At 63.3% G+C, this 22401-nt stretch carries 23 protein-coding genes; 10 read left to right on the top strand and 13 right to left on the bottom strand.

The window, feature by feature from the left end:
• Positions 1 to 54 precede the first annotated feature (54 nt).
• The 4 genes from ACSVIE_RS10560 (at position 55) to ACSVIE_RS10545 (ending at position 4686) form a co-directional block, all read left to right on the top strand.
• Positions 55 to 1791, top strand: a complete 1737-nt coding sequence (locus ACSVIE_RS10560) for an ABC transporter ATP-binding protein (RefSeq protein WP_442423768.1) — start codon at positions 55 to 57, stop codon at positions 1789 to 1791.
• Positions 1788 to 3746 (top strand): ABC transporter ATP-binding protein, encoded by a 1959-nt coding sequence (locus ACSVIE_RS10555; protein WP_442423767.1) that lies wholly within the window; start codon positions 1788 to 1790, stop codon positions 3744 to 3746. The genes ACSVIE_RS10560 and ACSVIE_RS10555 overlap by 4 nt, the downstream gene beginning before the upstream one ends.
• Before the next feature lie 114 nt (positions 3747 to 3860).
• The gene (locus ACSVIE_RS10550) at positions 3861 to 4301 is read left to right on the top strand and encodes a type II toxin-antitoxin system Phd/YefM family antitoxin (protein ID WP_426004093.1); all 441 of its coding nucleotides are present in this window, start codon (positions 3861 to 3863) and stop codon (positions 4299 to 4301) included.
• Between the two features lies 1 nt (position 4302).
• The gene (locus tag ACSVIE_RS10545; RefSeq protein WP_426004092.1) at positions 4303 to 4686 is read left to right on the top strand and encodes a hypothetical protein; all 384 of its coding nucleotides are present in this window, start codon (positions 4303 to 4305) and stop codon (positions 4684 to 4686) included.
• Positions 4687 to 4816: 130 nt separating this feature from the next.
• Here the strand turns inward: ACSVIE_RS10545 and ACSVIE_RS10540 are convergent, their stop codons facing one another.
• Both ACSVIE_RS10540 and ACSVIE_RS10535 read right to left on the bottom strand, forming a co-directional pair.
• Positions 4817 to 5389: an MOSC domain-containing protein gene (locus tag ACSVIE_RS10540; protein ID WP_426004091.1), complete on the bottom strand. Its 573-nt coding sequence runs from the start codon at positions 5387 to 5389 to the stop codon at positions 4817 to 4819.
• Positions 5390 to 5496: 107 nt separating this feature from the next.
• Positions 5497 to 6009 carry a gluconokinase gene (locus ACSVIE_RS10535; protein ID WP_426004089.1) on the bottom strand — a complete coding sequence of 171 codons (513 nt, stop codon included), beginning with the start codon at positions 6007 to 6009 and terminating at the stop codon, positions 5497 to 5499.
• Positions 6010 to 6445: 436 nt separating this feature from the next.
• Between ACSVIE_RS10535 and ACSVIE_RS10530 the strand changes: the two genes are divergently transcribed.
• On the top strand, positions 6446 to 6925 hold the full coding sequence (locus tag ACSVIE_RS10530) for a hypothetical protein (RefSeq protein ID WP_442423766.1): 480 nt from the start codon (positions 6446 to 6448) through the stop codon (positions 6923 to 6925).
• Between the two features lie 48 nt (positions 6926 to 6973).
• Here ACSVIE_RS10530 and ACSVIE_RS10525 read toward each other — a convergent pair whose 3' ends face one another.
• The 9 genes from ACSVIE_RS10525 to ACSVIE_RS10485 form a co-directional block, all read right to left on the bottom strand.
• On the bottom strand, positions 6974 to 7561 hold the full coding sequence (locus ACSVIE_RS10525) for a TetR/AcrR family transcriptional regulator (RefSeq protein ID WP_426004086.1): 588 nt from the start codon (positions 7559 to 7561) through the stop codon (positions 6974 to 6976).
• A 28-nt stretch (positions 7562 to 7589) separates the two neighbouring features.
• Positions 7590 to 8192 carry a TetR/AcrR family transcriptional regulator gene (locus ACSVIE_RS10520; protein ID WP_426004084.1) on the bottom strand — a complete coding sequence of 201 codons (603 nt, stop codon included), beginning with the start codon at positions 8190 to 8192 and terminating at the stop codon, positions 7590 to 7592.
• Entirely contained in the window at positions 8189 to 9367 is a 1179-nt protein-coding gene (locus ACSVIE_RS10515; RefSeq protein ID WP_442423765.1) for a pyridoxal phosphate-dependent aminotransferase, read from the bottom strand. The genes ACSVIE_RS10520 and ACSVIE_RS10515 overlap by 4 nt, the downstream gene beginning before the upstream one ends.
• Positions 9368 to 9411: 44 nt before the next feature.
• Positions 9412 to 10209, bottom strand: coding sequence for an SDR family oxidoreductase (locus ACSVIE_RS10510; RefSeq protein WP_426004081.1), 798 nt, complete (start codon positions 10207 to 10209; stop codon positions 9412 to 9414).
• A 105-nt stretch (positions 10210 to 10314) separates the two neighbouring features.
• The gene (locus tag ACSVIE_RS10505) at positions 10315 to 11340 is read right to left on the bottom strand and encodes a biotin-dependent carboxyltransferase family protein (RefSeq protein ID WP_426004080.1); all 1026 of its coding nucleotides are present in this window, start codon (positions 11338 to 11340) and stop codon (positions 10315 to 10317) included.
• On the bottom strand, positions 11340 to 12092 hold the full coding sequence (locus ACSVIE_RS10500; RefSeq protein WP_426004079.1) for a 5-oxoprolinase subunit B family protein: 753 nt from the start codon (positions 12090 to 12092) through the stop codon (positions 11340 to 11342). The genes ACSVIE_RS10505 and ACSVIE_RS10500 overlap by 1 nt, the downstream gene beginning before the upstream one ends.
• A 27-nt stretch (positions 12093 to 12119) precedes the next feature.
• On the bottom strand, positions 12120 to 12923 hold the full coding sequence (locus ACSVIE_RS10495; RefSeq protein ID WP_426004078.1) for a LamB/YcsF family protein: 804 nt from the start codon (positions 12921 to 12923) through the stop codon (positions 12120 to 12122).
• 91 nt (positions 12924 to 13014) lie between these two features.
• Positions 13015 to 14364, bottom strand: coding sequence for an MFS transporter (locus tag ACSVIE_RS10490; RefSeq protein ID WP_442423764.1), 1350 nt, complete (start codon positions 14362 to 14364; stop codon positions 13015 to 13017).
• A gap of 48 nt (positions 14365 to 14412) precedes the next feature.
• Positions 14413 to 15045, bottom strand: coding sequence for an RraA family protein (locus ACSVIE_RS10485; protein ID WP_442423763.1), 633 nt, complete (start codon positions 15043 to 15045; stop codon positions 14413 to 14415).
• A gap of 336 nt (positions 15046 to 15381) precedes the next feature.
• Here ACSVIE_RS10485 and ACSVIE_RS10480 point away from each other — a divergent pair, with 336 nt between their 5' ends.
• The 5 genes from ACSVIE_RS10480 to ACSVIE_RS10460 are packed head-to-tail and all read left to right on the top strand — an operon-like array spanning position 15382 to position 21409.
• Positions 15382 to 16944 (top strand): ABC transporter substrate-binding protein, encoded by a 1563-nt coding sequence (locus ACSVIE_RS10480; protein ID WP_442423762.1) that lies wholly within the window; start codon positions 15382 to 15384, stop codon positions 16942 to 16944.
• Between the two features lie 14 nt (positions 16945 to 16958).
• Positions 16959 to 18002: an ABC transporter permease gene (locus ACSVIE_RS10475; RefSeq protein WP_426004073.1), complete on the top strand. Its 1044-nt coding sequence runs from the start codon at positions 16959 to 16961 to the stop codon at positions 18000 to 18002.
• Positions 17995 to 19770, top strand: a complete 1776-nt coding sequence (locus ACSVIE_RS10470; protein ID WP_426004072.1) for a dipeptide/oligopeptide/nickel ABC transporter permease/ATP-binding protein — start codon at positions 17995 to 17997, stop codon at positions 19768 to 19770. The genes ACSVIE_RS10475 and ACSVIE_RS10470 overlap by 8 nt, the downstream gene beginning before the upstream one ends.
• Positions 19767 to 20567, top strand: a complete 801-nt coding sequence (locus ACSVIE_RS10465; RefSeq protein ID WP_426004070.1) for an ATP-binding cassette domain-containing protein — start codon at positions 19767 to 19769, stop codon at positions 20565 to 20567. The genes ACSVIE_RS10470 and ACSVIE_RS10465 overlap by 4 nt, the downstream gene beginning before the upstream one ends.
• A gap of 44 nt (positions 20568 to 20611) precedes the next feature.
• Positions 20612 to 21409 carry an alpha/beta fold hydrolase gene (locus ACSVIE_RS10460; RefSeq protein WP_442423761.1) on the top strand — a complete coding sequence of 266 codons (798 nt, stop codon included), beginning with the start codon at positions 20612 to 20614 and terminating at the stop codon, positions 21407 to 21409.
• Here the strand turns inward: ACSVIE_RS10460 and ACSVIE_RS10455 are convergent.
• Both ACSVIE_RS10455 and ACSVIE_RS10450 read right to left on the bottom strand, forming a co-directional pair.
• Positions 21389 to 21673 carry a hypothetical protein gene (locus tag ACSVIE_RS10455; RefSeq protein WP_426004068.1) on the bottom strand — a complete coding sequence of 95 codons (285 nt, stop codon included), beginning with the start codon at positions 21671 to 21673 and terminating at the stop codon, positions 21389 to 21391. The two genes, ACSVIE_RS10460 and ACSVIE_RS10455, sit on opposite strands and share 21 nt — an antisense overlap.
• Positions 21654 to 22184: a hypothetical protein gene (locus tag ACSVIE_RS10450; RefSeq protein ID WP_426004067.1), complete on the bottom strand. Its 531-nt coding sequence runs from the start codon at positions 22182 to 22184 to the stop codon at positions 21654 to 21656. The genes ACSVIE_RS10455 and ACSVIE_RS10450 overlap by 20 nt, the downstream gene beginning before the upstream one ends.
• Positions 22185 to 22401: the final 217 nt, after the last annotated feature.

The following is a 22401-nucleotide window of genomic DNA, read 5'->3' as shown; positions in this document are numbered from 1 at the left end:
CAGCAACCAGACGTAAACTGGCCTTCGGTTTATTGCTGGAAGCTCGGAGATCCCATGCTCTGGAAGGTTCTTGTTCGTTTCCTGCGGCCACATCAGCGGCTGCTGATCGCCGTCGTCGTTTTCCAACTGGCCCAATCCGTCGCCTCCCTGTACCTTCCGACGCTCAACGCGGACATCATCGATCATGGCGTGGCCGTTGGTGATACCGGCTACATCCTGCGCATGGGCGGGCTCATGCTGCTGATAACACTCCTGCAGATCGCCTGCGCCGTCATTGCGGTGTACTTCGGCGCGAAAGCCGCCATGGGCATGGGCCGGGATCTCAGGGAAGCGATCTTCAGCCGCGTGGGGGAGTTCTCCGAACAGGAAGTCACCCGGTTCGGCGCAGCCTCGCTGATCACCCGTTCCACCAATGATGTCCAGCAGGTGCAGCAGCTGGTCCTGATGTCGTGCACCCTCATGGTCACGGCACCCATGCTGAGTATCGGCGGCGTGGTGATGGCGGTCAGGCAGGACGCCCAGCTCTCCTGGTTGATCGCGGTCAGCGTGCCCGTGCTGCTGGTCTGCGTCGGTGTGATCGTGACGCGCATGGTGCCGCTGTTCCGCAAGATGCAGGTGCGGATCGACGCCGTTAACCGCGTCCTCCGCGAGCAATTGACCGGCATCCGCGTGGTGCGGGCGTTCGTGCGGGAGGATATGGAATCGGCCCGGTTCGGCAAGGCCAACGACGACGTCACTGATGTTGCGCTGCGGGCCGGGCGTTTGATGGCGCTCATGTTCCCCGTGGTCATGCTGGTGATGAACGTTTCCAGCGTGGCGGTCATCTGGTTCGGGGCATTCCGGATCGGGGACGGGTCCATGCAGGTAGGGACACTGATCGCGTTCCTGAGCTACCTCATGCAGATCCTCATGTCCGTCATGATGGCCACGTTCATGGCCGTCATGATTCCCCGGGCGTCGGTCTCCGCCGACCGGATCGGCGAGGTACTGCAGACCGACTCAAGTGTCCTGCCGCCGTCGAACCCTGTTTCCCACACCGGCCGCCGCCGCGGCCAGCTTGAAATGCACGACGTCGGATTCGCCTACCCGGGTGCCGAGCAGCCGGTCCTCAGCGGTGTGTCATTCACTGCCTTGGCGGGGCAGACCACGGCGATCATCGGCAGCACCGGGGCGGGGAAGACCACGTTGGTGAACCTGATGCCGAGGCTCTTCGACGCGACGTCCGGATCCGTGCGGCTTGACGGTGCGGATGTCCGTGAGCTTCACCCTGACCAGCTATGGGGCCACATCGGCCTGGTACCCCAGAAGCCGTACCTTTTCTCCGGCACGGTCCGCAGCAACCTGCTCTACGGAAAGCCCGACGCCACGGACGACGAACTCTGGCAGGCCCTCGAGGTAGCCCAGGCACGGGACTTTGTTGAGCAGATGGAAGGCGGTCTCGACGCCGCCGTCTCGCAGGGCGGGACCAACGTCTCCGGCGGGCAAAGGCAAAGGCTTGCCATTGCCCGGGCCCTGGTCAAGAAGCCCGAGCTTTACATCTTCGACGACTCCTTCTCCGCCCTGGACACGGCCACCGACGCCCGCCTGCGCCACGCACTCAAGCAGCACACCAGCGGCGCCACGCTCGTGATCATCGCCCAGCGCGTCTCCAGCATCGCTGACGCGGACCGGATCCTGGTGCTCGACGGCGGCAGGATCGTTGGGCAGGGAACTCACCAGGAGTTGCTGGAAACGTCGGAAACCTACCGGGAAATTGTGTCCTCCCAGCTCGCAGCGGAGGAGGCAGCATGAGCACCATGACCCGGGGTCCGCAACGCCCGCCCATGGGACCCGGCAGGGGTGGCCCGTTCGCCGGCATGAACATCCCCGCGGAGAAGGCGTCCAACTTTGGCGCGTCCGCCCGGCGGTTGTTGGGCACCCTGCGGCCCGAGCGGCTCTGGCTGGTCCTGATCCTGGTGTTTGCCGTGGTCAGCGTAGCCATGAGCGTCATCGGCCCACGGTTGTTGGGCGAAGGTACCAACCTGATCTTTGCCGGCGTCGTATCCAAAGAACTTCCCGCCGGCGTTTCCAAAGCCGATGTGATCGCCGGGCTTCGCGCCTCCGGCGAAGGGGCCAAGGCCGACATGTTGAGCGCCATGACCCTGACACCCGGAACCGGAATAGATTTCGGCGCCCTGTCATCAGTGCTGCTCTGGGCGCTGGCGCTGTATGTCCTGGCCGCGGCGTTCGGCTGGATGCAGGCATATGTGCTCAACGGCGTCGTGCAGAGGACCGTCTACCGGTTGCGGCAGCGGGTCGAAGCCAAAATCCACCGGCTGCCCCTGCGGTACTTCGACTCCATCCAGCGTGGTGAGCTGCTGAGCAGGGTGACCAACGACGTCGACAACATCTCCCAAAGCCTCCAACAGTCCATCAGCCAGGTAGTCTCCTCCCTCCTGACGGTGCTGGGCGTGCTGGTGATGATGTTCATCCTCTCGCCGCTGCTGGCATTGATCGCCTTGGTGACCATCCCCCTGACCCTGGGCATCACGGTGCTGATCGCCAAACGGTCCCAGAAACTCTTCGTGGCCCAGTGGAAAAACACCGGTGAGCTCAATGGCCAGATCGAAGAAACCTACACCGGACATGCCCTGGTGAAGGTGTTCGGGCGGCAGAACGAGGTGCAGGAGAAGTTCCGGGCCAAGAACGCCGAGCTGTACCAGGCCAGCTTCGGCGCCCAGTTCGTCAGCGGCCTCATCATGCCGGCCATGACGTTCATTGGGAACCTCGTCTATGTGGGCATCGCCGTGGTGGGTGGGCTGCAAGTGGCTGCCGGGGCCATGCAGCTGGGCGACGTGCAGGCCTTCATCCAGTACTCCCGACAATTCACCATGCCCTTGGCCCAGCTGGGGTCCATGGCCAACATGCTGCAATCCGGAGTTGCCTCCGCGGAGAGGGTCTTTGCCCTCTTGGACGAAGAAGAAGAATCACCGGAACCTGTTGATTCTTCCCCGGGCACGGGCCGGGGCCGACTGGTCTTTGAGAACGTCTCCTTCAGCTACTCCCCGGACAAGCCGCTGATCCAGAACCTGGACCTGGTGGCCGAGCCCGGCCAGAGCATCGCCATCGTGGGGCCCACCGGGGCGGGCAAAACCACCCTGGTAAACCTCATGATGCGGTTCTACGAACTCGACGGCGGCCGGATCACCCTGGACGGCGTGGACATCGCCACCATGTCCAGGCAGGAATTGCGCTCGCGGATGGGCATGGTCCTGCAGGACACCTGGCTCTTCGGTGGAACCATCCGGGACAACATCGCCTACGGACGGCCTGATGCTCCGGAGTCTTCGATTGTGGAGGCTGCCCAGGCCACCTATGTTGACCGCTTTGTCCGCTCGCTCCCGGAGGGCTACGACACCGTCCTGGACGATGAGGGCAGCAACGTTTCGGCAGGGGAGAAGCAGCTGCTCACCATAGCCCGGGCCTTCCTGTCCCGTCCGTCGGTGCTGATCCTGGACGAGGCCACCAGTTCCGTGGATACCCGTACCGAGGTGTTGGTTCAGAAGGCCATGAATGCCCTGCGCTCGGACCGGACCAGCTTTGTGATCGCCCACCGGCTCTCCACCATCCGGGATGCCGACCTCATCCTGGTGATGGAGGCTGGGCAGATCGTGGAGCAGGGGACGCATGCGGAACTGCTGGCCACCGGCGGAGCGTACTCCCGGCTGTACGAGGCCCAGTTCGCGGCGCCGGCGGCGGAAGTGTGAGGTTTCGCGGTCGGTGGCCCCTCGGAGAATGACCGCAGTTTCTTGATCGTCCGGGGCTATGAGTGGATGTCACAAGCAGGTGATTATCTGATGTTTATCAGATAAAATTTTCCTATGACCACAACAGCAACCTTCACGCAGCTTCTGCGCGAGCCAAAGGAAGTTCTGTCCCACATCGACGAAGGGGACATCGTCGTCACGCGGCGCGGCAAAGAAGACTTGATAGTCTCCAAGGCAAGTGATCACCGCAACGACCGCCACGGTCTGCAGTTGGCTTCCGCCCTGATTGCCGCTTCCCTCGGGGAAGGCGACTTTGTCCAACGACTCCATGTGCCTTTTCCATGGCTCACCTTCCTGACCCGGGCTGAGCAGGACGAGTTCGCTGGCGAGGTCGTGGAGGTAGCCCGTGGATGCGCTGCTGTTGGATTTTTCGGGCGGCTCGGCGTAGTGATTTCCTCGTGGGAGGCCACGGCCGCGGCCGCAGCAGAAGGGATCCCTGTCGGCAGTGCGGACCTGAACTATCTGGATCAGCCGGTCATTCTCGAGGGGCCGTAGCTTGGCGAAGCGAACGGACGGCGTTCCCAGGCCGTCGAAAAGCACGGACTTTGTCCTGCAATTCATAACCCGTGAGGCGGAGAAGGGTTGGCAAGATGCTAAAGCAACCGCTCGCAATAGCCTCGCCGAGGCTTGGGAGTACCTTACGACGAATCCAGGCCGTGAACAGCCGGGGCTGTGCTACATCCTTCGGGGTGGGTTCCGGAGCCTGACTTACCAAGGTCTGGAACATGACCGTTATCAGTACAAGTTCTCTCACGGTGGCCGCATCTGGTACGCCGTGATCCCGCCGGTCAAGAAGGGCAAAGGTCCAGGCCGCGTGCTCATTGAGCGTGTGGAAACAGGCCATCCGAACGAGACCGAGCCCGGTCGCAACTTCCGCTGATCTTCCAGTCTCAAACGGGGCACGCCTTCCCGACCAACGCTGAGCCGCGTATCGACCGTTTCCAACTGGCTGTGGCTGTTTTGGCACCTGCCTGGCGTCAAAGTACGTCGTTGCGGTAGGCGCCTCGGGATCACGGCAGCCTCGAGGGCCTCAACGCCGTGGCGTCCCCGGCGCGGGAGGGGTCCAAAGGGACGGGGCTGACCAGCACGGCTGGACCGCGGTGGAGCAGGCCACCGGAGACCACCTGGCATCTCACTCCACCCCTTCCACGCATCGCTTTGTGGGCGCCGGGAGCCAGCATCTGGTCCATCCAGGCACAGGGATGCGCTGGGCGTCCGGCCTTTAAGGCCACGGAATCGCCTGCAGACTCCAGGGTGAATTCGTGTCCCAGCAACGGAGCCAGTTCGGCCCCGCGGATCACCACGTTCCGGCGCGTCAAGAGCGGATCGAAAGGGCCGGCACCGAGGTCTGCGGCGATCGATTCAAGGGCTTCGACGGCGAACAACGTCACCGCTGCGTCCATGTGGGCGGCCTTGCCGAAGAACCGGTCACCCACGATCCCCTTGCCCGCAACAAGCTCGGCAGCGGGGGCATCGGTTGTCGGAACGTCGGCAGCTCCTTCCCGCGCCCGGCCAAAGTAGGCGTGGGCGGGCGACACCAGCAGGTGCAGCACCTCGACGTCGTACCTGTACTCAGTGACCATCCCTCAACGCTAGCTGTCCGGCCGCCGGCGCGCACAGGTCCCCGTCTGCGGCAAGCCGACGACGGCGGCCTCTCGCGCAGTGGTTGGCCTGCCTGGGCGCCGCGAAACTAAGCGGCGAGCTGGCCGGAGATTTTCTCGACGAGCACGTCAGGCGCAAGGTTGAAGTCGGCAAGTACGTGCTTTTCGTCGTCAGCCAGGGGTTCCAGTGTGCTTAGTTGCGAGTCGAGGAGGCTGGATGGCATGAACTCGTGATCGCGGGCGTTCATCCGGGCCAGGAGGGTTTCACGGTCGCCGTGCAGGTGGACGAACACGACGTTGGGAACGTGGGTGCGAAGCAGTTCGCGGTAGCTGCGCTTCAGCGCGGAGCAGGCGATGATCGACGGGGCGCCCTGATCCATTGATGCACGCAGCGTGCGCCCGATCTCTTCCAGCCAGGGTTTGCGGTCGGAGTCGTCCAGGGGGATGCCCGCGCCCATCTTTGCCTTGTTTGCCGCAGGATGGAGGTCATCGCCGTCCTGGAACGGCATGCCCAGCTGCGCGCCCAACAGCGAGCCGATGGTTGATTTGCCGCATCCGGAGACGCCCATGACTACAAGGGGTGGCAGGGGAGTGGTGCTCATATGGATATTCCTTTGGTTCGCGCCATCGCGGACGGGCATGGCAAAAATCATACTTGAGAAAAGGTTCGCAGTATTTCGAGTGGAGGTCAAGGGGGGTGGCCGCGCCTCAAGCTATGAGAAAACTTAAGCAAATGAGAAAAGTTTCTTGATTTTGTGTGATGCCGGACATACGCTTAAACCATCAGATTTCCCGGAGTTTCCAGCAAACTCCCCAGACCCCGGAGGCACGTGATGCGACGCATCGTTGGAGAACAATCGCAAGGTCATTCACACCGGTGCCGGTACGTGGCCGGGACCGGAACCCATTGCCCGGTCAGCGGCTTGTGGGCTCCGGTTGGTGAAACGGGGCCGGGTCTGCAGGTGTTGGAGGGCAGCATCATGCCCACGCACCGCAACACGGCCATCGTGTGGCATCTGCTCCACGGCCTCACGCCCCGTGACCTACGTAGCTGAAGCCAGGCCGCGCCGACGGACCACTGCCCATAAGCCCCGGCTCACTTCGCTGGAGCTGAGGCTCACAGAGTCCCGGGTCTCGCGCGCCCGCATCGACAGCCATGTGCGGATGCTCCTGAGCCGCCGAAATGAGGCTATTGCGGCCGCGCTGGCGGACAAAGTGTCCCCCGCCGCGGTTTCGGCCGTTGTGGGAATCCGGGCAACCGATGTCAAAAGGCTCGGCGGCGCCTACCAGGATCTCCATTTCTCAGGGGCTCAGCAGGATTGGCACCTCGCGGGCCTTTCCGCCATCGTGAGGCAACTCAATGCCGCCTTGGAAGACAAGGACAAGTGCGTGCAGCAACTCCGCCGCGATGTCCTGGCCGGGCTCCAAAAGGGCAGCCTGGACATCTTCCGGGTCGCCGCTTTGACGTCCCTGCCGGCAGAGCGGATCCGCGAACTTATCAGGCCGGAAACACTGTAGGCAGGGAAAGCCGGACCCGCGGGTCCGGCTTTCCCTGTTACGGAATATCTACGCCTGCTCCCGGTCGGCGCTCCAACCGGACAGTGCACCCTTGAGGGCTGCGATCAGCCGGGCCGTTGCCTGGTCCTTGGTCAGCCCCACAGTGTTGATGAGGTCCAGGATTTCGCGGGGGTCGAACAGGATGTTCCACAGGAACATGGCCTCATCGCCGATCGGCGGGAGGCCCAATTCCTCGCACGCCTCGCGCAGTGGCCGCTCCAGTGCATCCGCTTGCACGGTCAGGTAGAAGGCGCCGGAGCGCAGACGGGCCAGGTAGCCTTCGCCGGAACGCGTGTAGAGCATGGCGCCGCCATGGCGCGTGACCAGGTCCACCCACTTGCGGCTCACTGTGGTCAAAAGTTCGACGCCGGACAGTTCCTGCTGCTTCAGGCTGAAGTCGCGCAGTTTCTCACCAACGCCAAAACGGTACTCGGCCAGGATGTCCTCGACTGAAGGAAAATGCCGGTACGCGGTGGCCGTAGATATCTCGGCGTGCTTGGCGACGTCCGTCATGCTGATAGGGCCGCGGCGGGACGCAAACAGCTGGCCCGCTGCCTTGACCAGTTGTCTGCGGTTGCGCTGTGTGTCACTACGCATTGATGGGCACCCTTTCGTCACCTCAAGCTTAGGTCCTGGAAACGGACCACCCAGTCAGGGCGGCCGTGAAAGTCCTGAGCAGTCGGGCGGAGGCCTGTTCGGCCGTGAGCTGCAGGCTCTGGATAAGATCGTTGATTTCGCGGGGGTCGAAGAAACCGTTCCAGAGGAAGAGGGCCTCGTCCCCTGGGTGCTGGATGCCGAGGTCCAGACAAGCTTCCTTGAGGGGCTCCGCAAGAGCATCGGCCTGGACCGTCAGGTAGTACGCGCCGGCCTTGACCCGGGCAAGGTAACCCTCCGGGGATCGGGTGTGGATCATCGATTCGCCGTGCTGGACCACCAAGTGAACCCACTTGGTGCACACAGCCTCCAGTAACTCCAGGCCGGCCGAAGACTGTGCACGGCTGAATTCCAAGAGCTCGCGGCCCACTTCAAAGCGGTAAGCGGCGAGCGCGTCCTCCACCGATGCGAAGTGCCGGTAGGCAGTGGCAGTGGAGATGCCGGCTTCGGCGGCGATTTGGGACATGGTAGCCGAACGGCCGGCTCCGAAGAGCCGGCCGGCCGCCTCAACCAAAAGCATCCGGTTGCGCTGCATGTCTACGCGCAGCCCTGATGGAGGGTTGAGCAGTGTCACGGGGTCTGCTTCAGTGCCGCGAGGCCCGCAGCGATGCGCTCGACGCCGGCGGAGATCGCTTCAGCGCTCGCGGCGTAGGAAAGCCGTAAGTGGTGTTCGCCGTTGCTCCCGAATTCGCTGCCGGGGCGGACTGCCACGCCGAACTCACGCAAGTGGGCCACCATCCGGGCGGCCGGCAGGTCCACGTCGTACTTGGGGAACAGATAGAAGGCACCTTCAGGGGAGCTCACCGTAAGGCCGGGGATCTTGCTGAGTCCGTCGACCATGAGCTCGCGGCGCTCGGCGTAGGAGGCGTGCATGCGTTTGATGTCCGGCCCGCAGGTCTTCAACGCAGTCAGCGCGGCCAGTTGAACGGCGGTGTTCATGGAGCCGTTGAAGGTGTTGTGCACCCGTGCTGCGGAAGCGATGATGTCCGACGGTCCCCACAGGTAGCCCACACGCCAGCCGGTCATGGCGTAGCTCTTGGAGAACGTCTGGCAGTAGATGGTCCTTCCGGCAAGTGCCGGGATTTCCAAAGCCGAGGTGAACGGCTCCGGGGTATAGACAAGGTCACTGTATGCCTCGTCCGAGAGGACCAGGGTGTCCGTTCCGGCAACCATGTCCGCGAGGGCTTCGAGCTCCTGGCGGGAGTGCACGATGCCCGTGGGGTTGGACGGGTTGCAGAAAACGAACATCTTGGCGCCCTTGAGGGCTGTGGCCAGGGCATCGAGGTCCCAATGCAGGTCCTCGGCCAGTGGAACGGGAACAATCTCGCCCCCGGCCATGCTGACCAGGTCTGCGTACAGGGAGTAGGTGGGGTCGGGGATGACCACCTTGTCGCCCGGGTTGACGATGCCCAGGATAGCGGCGGAAAGACCGGCCGTTCCGCCTTGAGTGATGAGCACGTCGCTGGGGCTGGCCACTTCGCCGAGGAGCTGGCCGATACGGGCAGCCAGCTCCTCGCGAAGCACCAGCTCGCCGAGCAACGGCGAGTAGTGGGTGTGTCCCTCTTCCAGAGCGCGGGCGGCTGCGGCACGTACCTGTTCGGGCGTGTCGAAGTCCGGCTCGCCCATGGCCAGGGACACGAGATCGCCCTTTGACTGCGGCTGCTGGACGCGCAGTGATGTTCGCTGGACCCGCAGCACGGCCTCGGATGGTTGGAAGGAGGCAACGGCGGTGGTTGGTTCAAGTGTCATGGGGTCCTGTTTCGGGATAGGTGGAAAGTTTGGCGGGAGCGGTCTTAGCGCCGGGGGTGGTCTTCTGCGGGGGCGCCGGCCCAGCGGCTGATCTCGATGTCCCCTGAGGTGTCGCGCTGGACGGTCGGCGCGATCACCAGTTCCTGGACCACGGTGCGCTGCGGCAATGTGGCTACCAGGTGGATGGCGCGGGCCACGTCCTCGGGCTGGACCATGGCTTCGCGTTCTTCGGCCTTCGGCGGCCGGGCCCGGTTGTCCAGGATGGGCGTCGCGGTTTCGCCCGGAAGGATGGTGACGGCACGGAGTCCTTCGTTGCGGAACGTGTTGTGGAGGTAGGTCATGAAGTTCCGGACGGCGGCCTTCGCGGCACCGTAGGCGGCGCCGCCCAGGAGGTTCGGGTTGACGGCCGCGAGCGAGGACACCGTGATGATGGTGCCGGTGTTGCGGGCCAGCATCCCGGGGAGGACGGCCTGGGTCAGCAGGTAGACGGCGTTGAGGTTGACATCCAGGACGCTGTTCCATTCCTCCTGGCTGATCCACCGGACATTGAGTACCTTGCTCGCGCTGCCTGCGTTGTTGACCAGGATGTCTACAGGTCCGAGGGTTTCGGAGACCCACGCGACCAGGGAATCGACGTCGTCCTTGGCCGCGATGTCAGCGGCCCGCGGGTGGACGCTGCCGCCGTCGGACGCAATGTCCGAGGCGACCTCCTCCAGGACGGAAAGCCGACGGCCAACCAGTACTACATGTGCGCCTTCAGCTGCGAGCAGTTCCGCAGTTGAGCGGCCCATGCCCGTTCCTGCGCCGGTAATGACGGCTACTTTGCCTTCAAGAAGTCCCATGGTTCCGTTCCTTTGGATCGTGGAAAGTGCTGAGATAGCTGTCACATATGCGAAAAGTTTCTCATTTGCGAAGCTGTTGGGTCAAGTGCCCCGGTCGGCCAATGTTCAGGCTGCAGCCCGCGCCGGGGCCGGACGGGAGTGATGGGGGAGGTCCAGGGCCCCGAAAAGGTTCTCCACGCGCGACTCCAAGACGGCCAGCAAGCGCTGCGCCTCGTGGTAATCCGCGACCGCCTGGTGCTGGTCCACCCAACGGAACGTCATGCGTTGCCCCGGACGCGCCTGGCCCAACATTGGCAAGGAGGCCTTGGTAGCGAAAGCGACAATCGGGTAGCCCGCAGTCAGGGTCCGGTAGCGGCCCAGAATGATGAGCTCGTCGCCGTGCGGGATCTCGAAAGCGCCGATGGGGACGCCATGCGAGACGATCTCTCCCAGGCCCTCGGGGTGCACCACCGGGCCGTCCAGACGGAGTCCCACATGGTTGGACTTGGCGGTGACGGTGTATTCGCGGGAAGCGAGGAGCTCGCGGATGCCCACGGCCGCGTCCGTCTCCGGACCCTCCACAATGTCGATGGTCCACAAAGGGTGCTCGAACGACGGAATGGGCACAGGAAGGCGGAACAGAGGCTGGGTCAGGTAGGGATGCTCAAACCCCGAGTAGGAGGTCTCGAGTTCCAGGTGCTGTCCCGCGGCGATTTGTTGAGGGAACCCCATTCGTGCCTCGGGGGCCGCGCTGCCCATGAAATGGTCAGTGACCAAGGTTCCACTGAAAGCCAGGTAATTTCGCATGCCGCCGCGCGCGTTCGCAATCACCACGCGGCCCTTGGCTGGGACACAGACGGGTTCCCACATGGAGACCTTGCTGCCGTTGACCGTGACGTCCGCCGGTGCTCCCGTGACAGAGATCAGGACGGGTTTGGACGAGGTGAATACGAACCGGCCACCCATGAGTTCCAGAGCAGTGGCAGCCCGGTCGTTGCCCACCAGGATGTTCGCCACGGCTGCTGAGTGCTGGTCGGCCGCACCGCCGCAGGGGACACCGAGGGCTTCTGACTGTTCGCGGCCCAGGTCCTGGAACGTGGCCAACCAGGCGGCCTCGCGGACCTTGACGGTAGCGCTGCGCTCGGCCGGCATCAGAGTGCTCCTTCCATCGAGTACGAATCAGTCCTCAGAAACCGTCCGGCCAGGCGTTCCCACTCGGACTCCGGGACCACCTTGAACCGGACAGTGTCTCCGGGCGAATAGGACGTGGGTGGATCTTCGCGGATATCGCAGATGGTCAGGGGAGTACGCCCAATGACCTTCCAGCCTGTGGGTCCCGGGAAAGGCTGGATGATGGCGTTGGTGCCGGCCACCATTACCGATCCCGGGTCCACGTTGGTCCGTGGTTCCCTGCAGCGGCTGACCTGTCCGGGGAACCGGACTGTCCCCATCATGGGTGCCATGGCCGAGGCCAGAAGGTTGATCGACAACACGGAATCCTCAAGATGCCCAAGGACGGCTTCCTGGCTGATGCCCAATTCCGCGGCCACATCCTGCAGGTCCGGAGCGAAGGTCTGGTTGACCACCAGCGGAATCACAAAGTGCTTGCCATCGGTGTGCCCCGTGTCCTCGTGGAACCGTCCAGCAGCCGCGAGCCGGATGGTTTGCGCCAGTTGGGCGTGCCCCACCGTGAGGCAGTCGAACTCCACCAGAATGGAGTCGACGCCGGCCACAACGTCCTGCAGTCCGTGGGGCCGCACCTCGAGGAGGATTTCACGGAGCCTGCGGCTGCCCGCCTGCCGTTCTCCTGCCGTCCCGGAGGCAACGCTGACCATCAGTGCGGAATCACCGAACGGTACGGCCTTGATGTCCGGCAACTGTCCGGGCTCTGGGTGCGTGCTCATGGGTCCTTGGCTTGTTGGTGGGGTGGGTCAGACGGTGGCGAGCTTGGCCTTCTCGGCCAGCACTTCCTGCAGCCCTGTGGCCTTGACTCCGGCTTTGTCCAGCGCGGCGCGGAGGGCGGTGCCGTTCTCCAGGACCTGTGGGTGGTCGCCGTGGAGGAGGACGACGTCGGCGTCGTGGCCGAGCGGGACAACCTTGCCGGTGACGGCGCGGACGGTTCCTTCGGTGACGACCTGGACCACGCGACGGCCGATTTCCTCGGGGTCGTGCAGCAGGGCGCCCTCAGTGTTGCGGGAAACGGGCATGCCGTCTTCGCCGTAGCCGCGGTCTGCCAGGAACACGTAGCCAACCTCGAGGCCGCGCTTGCGGGACTCTTCGGCCAGCAAACCGTTCTGGCAAATCACAATGTAGGAGGGGTCGTAGGCCTTGATGGCGTCGGTGATGGCCCGGGCGTGCTTTGCGTCGGTCTGGGCGATGCTTCCCATGCGGCCGTGCGGTGCCACGTGGCTGATCTTGCCACCGTGGATGCGGGCAAAAGCGTCCAGGGCGCCGATCTGGTAGAGCACGTCCGTTCGGATTTCTTCTTCGCTGGCCTCGATCAGGCGGCGGCCGAATCCCACCAGATCGGGGTAACCGGGGTGTGCGCCGAGTTCGATGCCGCGTTCAACGCAGGCCTTGACCGTGGTGTCCATGACGCGTGGGTCCCCGGCGTGGAAGCCGCAGGCGATGTTGGAGGCAGTGACCAGGCCCAGCAGGGCGTCGTCGTCGCCGATGGTGTAGTTTCCGTAGCTTTCGCCGAGGTCTGCGACAACGGCGACTGAGTTGATGCCCAAGGTGACTCCCAATGGTCTTGTTGTGGTGCTTTATGGTCCAACGACGGCGGCCTGGCGGCAATGGCGGCAGGCCGCCGTCGTACTTATCTTGCTAGTGCGTGGCCAGGGGCTGGCCCTTGGTTTCCTTCAGGAAGTAGACCGAAACCAGGGTGATGATGGCGGTGCCGATCGAGGCGTAGGCCGGGACCATGCTGTTGCCGGTGGCCTTGATGATTTCCGTCATGACCAGCGGCGCGCTGCCGCCAAAGATGATGGTGCTCAGGCTGAAGCCGATGCTGTAGGCGCTGTAGCGGACGGTGGTGGGGAACATCTCGGTCAGCACCGTGTGGACCACGGCTGCATGGCCGGAGAAGGCGATTGCCATGACCACGGTGGCGATGCAGGCCATGAGCATGTTGCCCGTGGTGATCATGGCGAACATCGGGTAGGACACCACGGCCATGAGGACCGCGGAGAGGGCCAGGACCGGCTTGCGGCCGATGCGGTCGGAGAGGCGCGCCATGAGCGGGATGGCGACAATGATTGCTACCAGGCTGAAGGCAGTCACGGTCAATGCCTGCAGCATGCTGAAGTTGTTGCCGGAGCCGAGCTGTGTCTTCAGGTACGTGGGCATGTAGGCGAAGAGCAGGTAGTAGCCGGGGCCATTTACTGCCGGGAGGAAGATGGTCAGTGCGATCGCCTTCAGGTGGCGTTTGGACGTGAAGACTGCGCGCAGCGGGTTACGCTCCACCTCGTTCCGTTCACGCAGGGCCTCGAAGTGCGGGGTGTCTTCCATCTTGGAACGGATGTAGTAGCCCACGTAGCCCAGCGGCACGGCGAACAGGAACGGAATGCGCCATGCCCATGATTCCATGGTGGCGTCGCCCAACGTGGTGATCAGGACCGCGGAGAAGGCGCTGCCGAAGAGCAGTGCGCAGAAGGAACCCACGGCGATGAAGCTCATGGACCAGTTGCGGTGCTTGTTGTGTGCGTACTCGCCTACGAACGCCATGGCACCGGCAACCTCGCCGCCGGCGGAGAAGCCCTGCAGGATGCGGAGCAGGATGAGCAGGGCCGGAGCGGCCCAGCCAATCACGGAGGAACTCGGGATGAGGCCGATGCATGCTGTGGCGCCGGAGATGAGGAGCAGGAGCATGGAGAGCAGGTTCTTGCGGCCCAGCTTGTCGCCCAGGTAGCCGCAGATGACACTGCCGAACGGGCGGGCCAGGAAGCTGACAAGGAAGCCTACGTTGGTCAGCAGCAGGGACCCGACGTCCTTGGAACCCATGATGTTAATGGCAAGGTACGTGGTCAGGAGCCCGTAGATGCCATAGTCGTACCACTCCACGAAGGAGCCCATGGTGCCGGCAACAGTAGCCTTGCGCACCATCTTGCCGTCAGCTGTGACGACCTTTACCTGTGCGGTGTTCAGATCCACTGATTCCGTCGATGAAGTAGACATTGGTGGTTCTCTCAGTTTAGGTCCCGCTGTTGGGGAGGGGAGAAGGGGTTAGCTGTATTCGCGGGTAATCTCGGCGGTCATTTCGGCCTCGTGGACCGCGACAGCCTTGACCAGCTCCAGGATTTCCGCGGCGCGGGCCTGGGGGATGATGACGACGCCGTCATCGTCTGCGGCGACGATGTCACCGGAGGAGCACACAATGCCGCCGATGGCTACCGGCTCGCCGATGACGCCCGGACCGTTCTTGAACGGGCCGGCGGGGGTGGTGCCACGTGCGAAGACCGGGAACTTGATCTCGGTGATGGTGGCGCGGTCACGGATGTAGCCGTCGATGATCGCCCCGGTTGCACCGGCGGCCTCGAAGCGCTGGGAGAGCTGCTCGCCGACGAGTGCGCGGTGCTCGTGGCCGAAGCCGTTGATCACCACAACATCGCCGGGCTCGATGTAGTTGAGGGACTCGATGACGGCTGCGTTGTCGCCTGCTGCACCCAGGACGGTGAGGGCTGATCCGACGCACTTGGCGCCGGTCCACACAGGGTTGATGTTGCCATCGACCAGGCCGAGGCGTTCCATGGCGTCGCCGATGTTGGCCACGGGGAAGGCTTCGAAGGCGCGGACCAGATCCCGCGGCGGACGGGTCCACTGTGCCTTGCGGACTGTGAGCTCAAGAGTCGTTGCCATGTGTTCCACCTTTGGGTTGGTCCGGGAGTCGGATGAGACGGCGATGCTGAGACGCCAATCACATATGAGAAAAGTTTCGCGTTTTTTTCCGAGTCCGTCAAGCCCTCGATGTTTCCGGCCTGTAAAACCTCGGCGTGGCGCACGTCTCCTGTGGGGGAACTCACAAGAAACCGTTGACTTCACCCGATCAATGTGTGAATCTCTTCTCATTCGCGAAAGTTATCGCACTTCAAATCCTTTGGGAAGCAGCCGGCTGGGTTCGTTCGCATCCGCCCCGCCATGGTCTCCCGAAGGCGACCAGGAGGTTCACCCCTTATGCAAGGACGTTCCACGTTCATGGCCACTGCGGCCGCAGTAACTGCCGCCGCGTTCCTCTTGACCGGTTGCACCACCGGAGGCCAGGGATCGGCGGGCGCAAGCACGGGCGGTGCCATGTCCACGGACACCATCCGGACCGCCCTCAACGCAGATCCCACTACTTTCAATGCTGCCAAGGCCAACGCCAAGGACGACTACGAGGTTGCCCGTTTCCTGTTTGACACCGTGGTCCGACGGGATGCCGACGGTAAGTTCATTGGCGGGCTCGCCAGCGAGTGGAAGTCCACTGCCACCGATGCCACGCTGACCATCCGTAAGGACGCGACGTGTGCGGACGGCACCCCCATCACTCCCACCATCGTGGCCAAGTCCCTCAGCTACTTCGCGGACCCTGCCACCAAGAACAACTTCGGCAAGCTGGTCTTTGGCCCGGGACAGCCCACCATTACCGGCGACGACGCAGCAGGCACGGTGGACATCAAACTCGCCCAGCCATGGTCCGAGCTCATCGGCGGCCTGACCCTGGCCCAGACCGGCATCATCTGCCCAGCCGGTCTTGCCGACCTGGAGGGCCTCGCGAAGGGCGCCGTCAAGGGTGCCTTTTCCGGTCCTTACACCCTGACCAAGGCAAGCCACGGCGTCAGCTACGACATGACGCTTCGCGAGGACTACAAGGCGTGGCCGCAGTACTCCAAGGCCTTGGAAGGTGTACCGGCCAAGACCGTCCGTTTCTTCCCCGGAGTCAACAAGACCACCGTGGCCAATCAACTCCTCACCGGCGAAATGGACGTCTCGGACATCGCCCCGGCCGATGTCCAGCGTTTCGAAGGCAACAAGGACTACACCGTCACATCTGTGCCCTTTGCCGGTATCTTCCTCTTGTTCAACCAGCGTGAAGGCAGCCCCTTCACCGACCCCGCACTCCGCAAGGCAGTTGCCCAGCTGATGAACCAGCAGGCGTTCAACTCAGCTGCCTACGCAGGCAAGGGCATCACCTACAACTCGATCGTGGCGCCGACCGTGCCATGCGTCCTCCCGGATAACTCCAGCCTCACCAAGGAAGACGCTGCCGCGGCCAAGGCAGTACTTTCGGGGAAGACCTTCAAGATGGTGGGAACCACCAGCATCGGTCCGAACGGCGCAGGCAGCACCTATGTCCAGGAAGCCCTCCGCGCTGCAGGGGCAACGGTGGAACTGCAGCTGGTAGACAACGGCACCTGGGCCACCATGACCCAGACCAAGCCCGAGACGTGGGACCTGACCGTACAGGGCGACGCCAACTTCGTTGGCACCGTGGCAGCCTCATTGACCCGTATTGCCGGTGTTCCCACGGAAAAGGGTGGCCGCAACATCGGTGGCGGCGAAAACGCCGACATCCTCGCAGAGATCGCCACCGCCCAGTCCGCCACTGATGAATCAGCCCGTTGCGACGCCTACACCAAGGCCCAGAAGAGCATCCTCAGCGACAACGACATTGTTCCGTTCGTCGGTGAACCGCAGATCGTCGCCCAGCGTTCCGGATTCTCCATCCAGGCTCCGTCCGGGATCGTCGACTACGCCACCATGCGCATCACCAAGTAGGCAAAGGCTCCACGATGACTGAACCAACCATGCTCTCCAAGGAAGTACAGATCCTCGAGAGCCAAACCCCGGGGGCCACAGGCCCCCGGGGCCGGGCCCTGAGCCTCTCACCCTGGGCCGATTATGCCCTTCGCCGCGCCGGCGGTGTCCTTCTCTCCGTCGCCCTGCTCGTCGTCGTGACCTTCTTCATGGTTCCGCTCATCCCGGGCGACCCGGCAGTGGCAGTGGCAGGAGCGGACGCCACCACCGAACAGATCGAAGCCATCCGCAACAGCCTTGGCCTCAACGATCCCCTCTACATCCAGTTCATCAACTACGTCGGCGGCCTCTTTACCGGCGATCTCGGTGAATCGTTCGCTTACAGCACGTCGGTGTCACAGATCATCGCCACCAAGCTGCCCTTCACCGCGGAGATCGCACTCTTGGGCATCATTCTGGTGCTGCTGGTCTCCGTGCCGGCCGGCATGATCGTGGGCATCCTGACCCGGGGTGGCCGGAAGAAGTGGCTGGACGTGTCCTTCGGGATGCTGACCGGTTTCTTCCAGGCCGTCCCGCAGTATGTTGTCTCCACCATGCTGGTGGTGGTCTTCGCCATCATCCTCAAGGTCCTCCCCGCAGCCGGAGCGGCATCACTGAGCTCGCTGATCCTGCCGGTGATCGGTCTCTCCATCGCGCCCATCTGCTCGATCGCCCGCGTGGTCCGTCGGGAGACTTCCACCGTGCTGGAACAGGACTACTTGCGCACCGGCCGCGGTTGGCGCCTGCCGGCATTGCGCCTCTATGCCCGCCACGCCCTGCCCAACCTGCTGACCACCGCACTCACCTTGGCCGGACTCATCCTGGCCGGCATGCTGGGCGGCGCGATCATCGTGGAAAACGTCTTCAACTGGCCGGGCCTGGGCCGCGAGATCGTCACTGCCATCGTGAACAAGGACTACCCGGTGATCCAAGGCATCATCCTGGTTCTTGGCTTCCTGGCCATCGTGCTCAACCTGCTGGTCGATGTCATCCTCGGCCTCATCGATCCCCGTACGCTCGGAGGAAAATCCAATGGCTGAGACAGCCCGTCCCCGCCGCCGGTTCCGTTGGACTACCGGCCTGATCGTCGGCATCGTTTTGATGTCTATCATGGTCCTCACAGCACTCATCGCGCCGATGTTCCTCACCGACGCTGCGGAGAAGCTCACTCCAAACGCCTCTCAGGGACCCAGCCCTGAGCACTGGCTCGGCACAGACGACTTCGGCCGGGACGTCCTTGCACGTTCCCTGGTTGCCGCTCGACTGACGTTGCTGATGACCGCGGCAACCACGGTGATCGCCGTCGTCGCCGGTATTGCCGTTGGTACTGCCGTATGGTTGGCACCGCGACGCATCCGTACGGCAGTGCTGCGGGTCATCGAAGCCGCAGTGGCGTACCCAAGCCTCATCTTCTCGCTGCTGATCGCGGCGATCCTGGGCCAGGGCACGTGGTCTGCCGTGCTTGCGATTTCCATCGCAAGCATTCCTGCCTTTGCGAGGTTGACGGCGAACATGGCTGCGTCGATCTCGCAGCGGAACTACGTTTCCACGGCCCGGCTGCTGGGCGTTCCCGGCCCGCACATCATCACCCGGCACCTGCTGCCGAACATGGCCGAACCTCTCCTGGTCCTCACGGCCACGGTGTTTGCCACCACCCTGATCGACCTCTCCAGCCTGTCCTTCATCGGCCTTGGCGTGCAGAACCCCGAGTATGACTTCGGCCGGCTCCTCAACGAGGCCCTGGTCAACATCTACTCGCAACCCCTGCAGGCCGTGATGCCGTCCATCATGATCACCATCACCGGGCTGTCCGCGATGCTCATCGGCGACGGACTCGCTGCCGCAACCGACCCCCGGGGTGGACGAAAGTTCGGCAGCCTCCGGAAGGCATCGGAGGTTCCTGCCTCTTTGCGTGCAGACGCCGAAGCGCTCGTTGAGGTGGACAACCTCACCGTCACCACGCCGTCGGGACTTCCCTTGGTGAAAGGAGTCTCGCTCAGCATCCATGCGGGCGAAGTGGTAGGGCTTGTGGGGGAGTCCGGGTCGGGGAAGTCGCTGACGGCCATGTCCATTGCCGGTCTCTTGCCCGAAGAACTCGGAGTGAACGCCAGGACCATGCGCCTGGGAGAGATGGACCTGCTCAAGAAGAACAACCCGCGCGAACTGGCAACCTCGATCGGCCTCGTCTACCAGGACCCCGGGACCAGCTTCAATCCGGCCCTGCGCATCGGCTCGCAGCTGACGGAAGTCAGCCGGGTCCACCTGGGTCAATCCGGCAAGACCGCGTTCGGCCGCATGGTCAAGGCCCTTGCCGATATCCGGATCACCCAGCCGGAGAAGCGCATGAAACAGCACCCGCACGAGCTGTCCGGTGGCATGCTCCAGAGGGCAATGATCGCCTCCACCTTGGTCACGGATCCGCGCCTGATCATCGCGGACGAGCCCACCACCGCCTTGGATGTCACTGTCCAGGCCGACGTGCTCCGGCAATTCCGCACCATCAACCGCGAGATGGGCACCGCCATGCTGTTCATCTCGCATGACATTGGTGTGGTCCAGGCGCTGTGCGACAAGGTCATCGTCATGAACGGCGGCAAGATCCTCGAACGCCTTACGGGTGAGGAACTGGCTGCCGGGAAGGTCAAGCACCCGTACACCAAGGCACTCCTGGCAGCGACACCGTCCATTGCTGAGCGGCGGGCTGAGCTGGTCACGGTGCAGGCTTCGGACTTTTCCATGGATGAAGTTTTTGACGACGATTCGGCCGCCGACCGCGGTACGACCAAGACCGAGGAGACCGCGAAGTGACTGCCGTTCTTGAAGTGAACGATGTCCGTGTGACGTTTGGCTCCGGTCGATCCGCAGCCACCGTCCTGAAGGGCGTCAATGCGAGCATCCAGGCCGGGAAGACCTTGGGGATCGTGGGGGAGTCCGGGTCGGGGAAATCCACCATGGCCAAAGCCATCGTCGGCCTGGTCAAGCCGAGCAGCGGTGTGATTTCGTTTGAAGGCCGGGATGTCATGAAGATGTCCGGAGCCGAGCGCCGCCGCATGCGACGTCTCGTCCAGATGGTTCCGCAGGACCCGTATTCTTCATTGAATCCGCGGCGCACGATCGGCCAGACGCTCGCTGAGGCCATCGATCCCTCGCGGGCCAACCCCAGGGAACACCGGGAGAAGATCTCCTACTGGCTTTCGACCATCCGTTTGGACCCGGACGTTGCCGAGCGCTACCCGCACGAATTCTCCGGGGGACAGCGGCAACGCATCGCCATCGCGCGTGCCCTGGCAGTCGAGCCGAAGCTCATCATCGCCGACGAGATCACCTCCGCCTTGGATCTCTCTGTCCAAGCGGAGATCCTTAACCTGATTGGCAGGCTGCGCAAGGAACTGGACTTGACCATGGCCTTCATTTCCCACGACCTCGACGTTGTGCACCACGTCAGCGATAACATCCTGGTGCTGTTCCACGGTGAGGTTGTTGAATCCGGAGACGTCGACGCCGTCTACGGCAACCCACAACACCCCTACACCCGTCGCCTGATTGACTCCGTCCCAGGTGGTCCCGGCTTCGACATCGGACCTCGGAGGGCAGTGCCGGTGTGACGCCTCTTTGCAGGACGGGGCTGCGGCGCAGGTACAGTGGCACGGTGAACTTTGCTGTGGCCCCGGACGGCACCGAACTGGCCTGGGTTGCCCAGGGAGCCGGCGAACCGCTGCTGCTCATCGCCGGGCAGGCCACGGCCATGGACGGTTGGGGCCCGACGGCGGAACTGCTGGCCCGCTTTTACCGCGTCATCCGCTTCGATCACCGGGGGATCGGCAGCAGTGGCCGGGGCCAGGCCAATCGCTACACGACGCGTCTACTGGCCGCAGACGCTGTTGCTGTCCTGGATGCCGCCGGTGTTTCCTCGGCTCACGTGTACGGGCATTCCATGGGCGGGCGGATTGGACAGTGGTTGGCGGTCGATTTTCCGGAAAAGGTCCGCACCCTGGTTCTGGCCGCGACAAGCGGTGGACGCTGCGACGACCCCGGGACGCACGCTGACGCGGCTGCGCTCGAAGCGCTGGTCAGCGGAGACTTGGAGCGCTTGATCCCGCTGTTCTTTGAGGAGGAGTGGGCGCGCCGCAATCCGGATGCCGTCCACACATTCTTCACGTCCCGTGCCTCGGCCTGGGCCAAAGCCCGGCACTTCCAGGCCAGCCGCGAGCATGATTCCTGGAGTGAACTCGGCTCCATCAAGGCCCCCAGCCTGATCCTGCACGGTACGGACGATCCCCTGACACCGCTCCGGAACGGCATACTGCTTCGGCAGCACATTCCGGGCTCGGTACTGGTGCGGGTTCCCGGCGCGGGCCACGGCCTGCATCTGGACCGTCCGGAGACGATCGACTGGATCCGGGATTTTATTGCGAGGAAGCGGCGCTTAGCTGGCCAGATGTCGTGAAGGCTTGGATTGCGTCTTCGCCGAGTAGTGGACCTTTCCGCTGGTGCGGGGCCTGCCAGCTTTGGTTGCGCCCACCCCGGGGACGTCAACAGGCCTGATGATGGCGGGCAGCTTCATCTCGGATAGCTTTTTGACGGTGGGCGACGTCGGGCGCTTCAGCTGCTCGTCAAGTGTCACCTTGAGTCGGGCAGCAAGGATTTCGCGTCGCAGTTTCCTGAACACCTGGTCCTTGTGTGCCTTGTCGCTAAACTTCTGCTGGTCCATCTGCCCCCTCCCGCTCGATCTTGGCTCCATTGTCTCCTGCTACAGGGTGCCCGTCCATGATGTAGAAACTGCGGACGACCCCTTCTTCTTCCTTGTCGAGGCCTCCAAGGTTGGCTGCCTCTTTGAGGAGTTCTTCAATGTTATCGTCTTGCATCCCGGTGTCCGTGACTTCCCACACAGCGTCGAGAAGTTCCTTATCTTTCACGTCGGCAAGTTCGCTCCTGGCCAACAGGTCAAGCATTCCGGCTCCGTATGAATTCAGTACATCGTTAGCGGAAGCAGTCGCTTCCAAGGCCCATTGTGTGCGGCGCCACCACTCGGCGCGCGCGTCTGCCTCGCGCTTCTGCTTGATGGTCCACCAGCCGATGAAAAATGCGACCACTGCGGCCGCCAGTGTTGCATATGAACCGAAGGCTCCCCAGACCTGCCAAGCCTGTGCTTCATGAGGTTTGAGGTCCTGCACTGCCTCAATGACCCTGCTCAGTAATTCCTGAAACTGCTGCTCATCCATGGGGCCGGCTAAGGGTTGTTTGCTTGCGGGTGGACCCGTGCGGGGCGTGGGTGACTGACATCAGTGGCTATCTCAGACCGAAGATCATTGTCGGTCACCTTTGCATCAACTCCGTAGTTTTTAAACACGTAGGTGAAGGCTCACGCGCATCAAGGTGACACTAGCATCTGCCTTTACGCTTGCTTACGTGCGTCATGCCGTTATCCACAAGTACGGT

The organism is Paenarthrobacter sp. NCHU4564, from assembly GCF_052156435.1.
Lineage (GTDB): Bacteria > Actinomycetota > Actinomycetes > Actinomycetales > Micrococcaceae > Arthrobacter.
The sequence above is the reverse complement of the archived record's forward strand: the minus strand, read 5'-3'. Positions and strand labels throughout refer to the sequence as shown.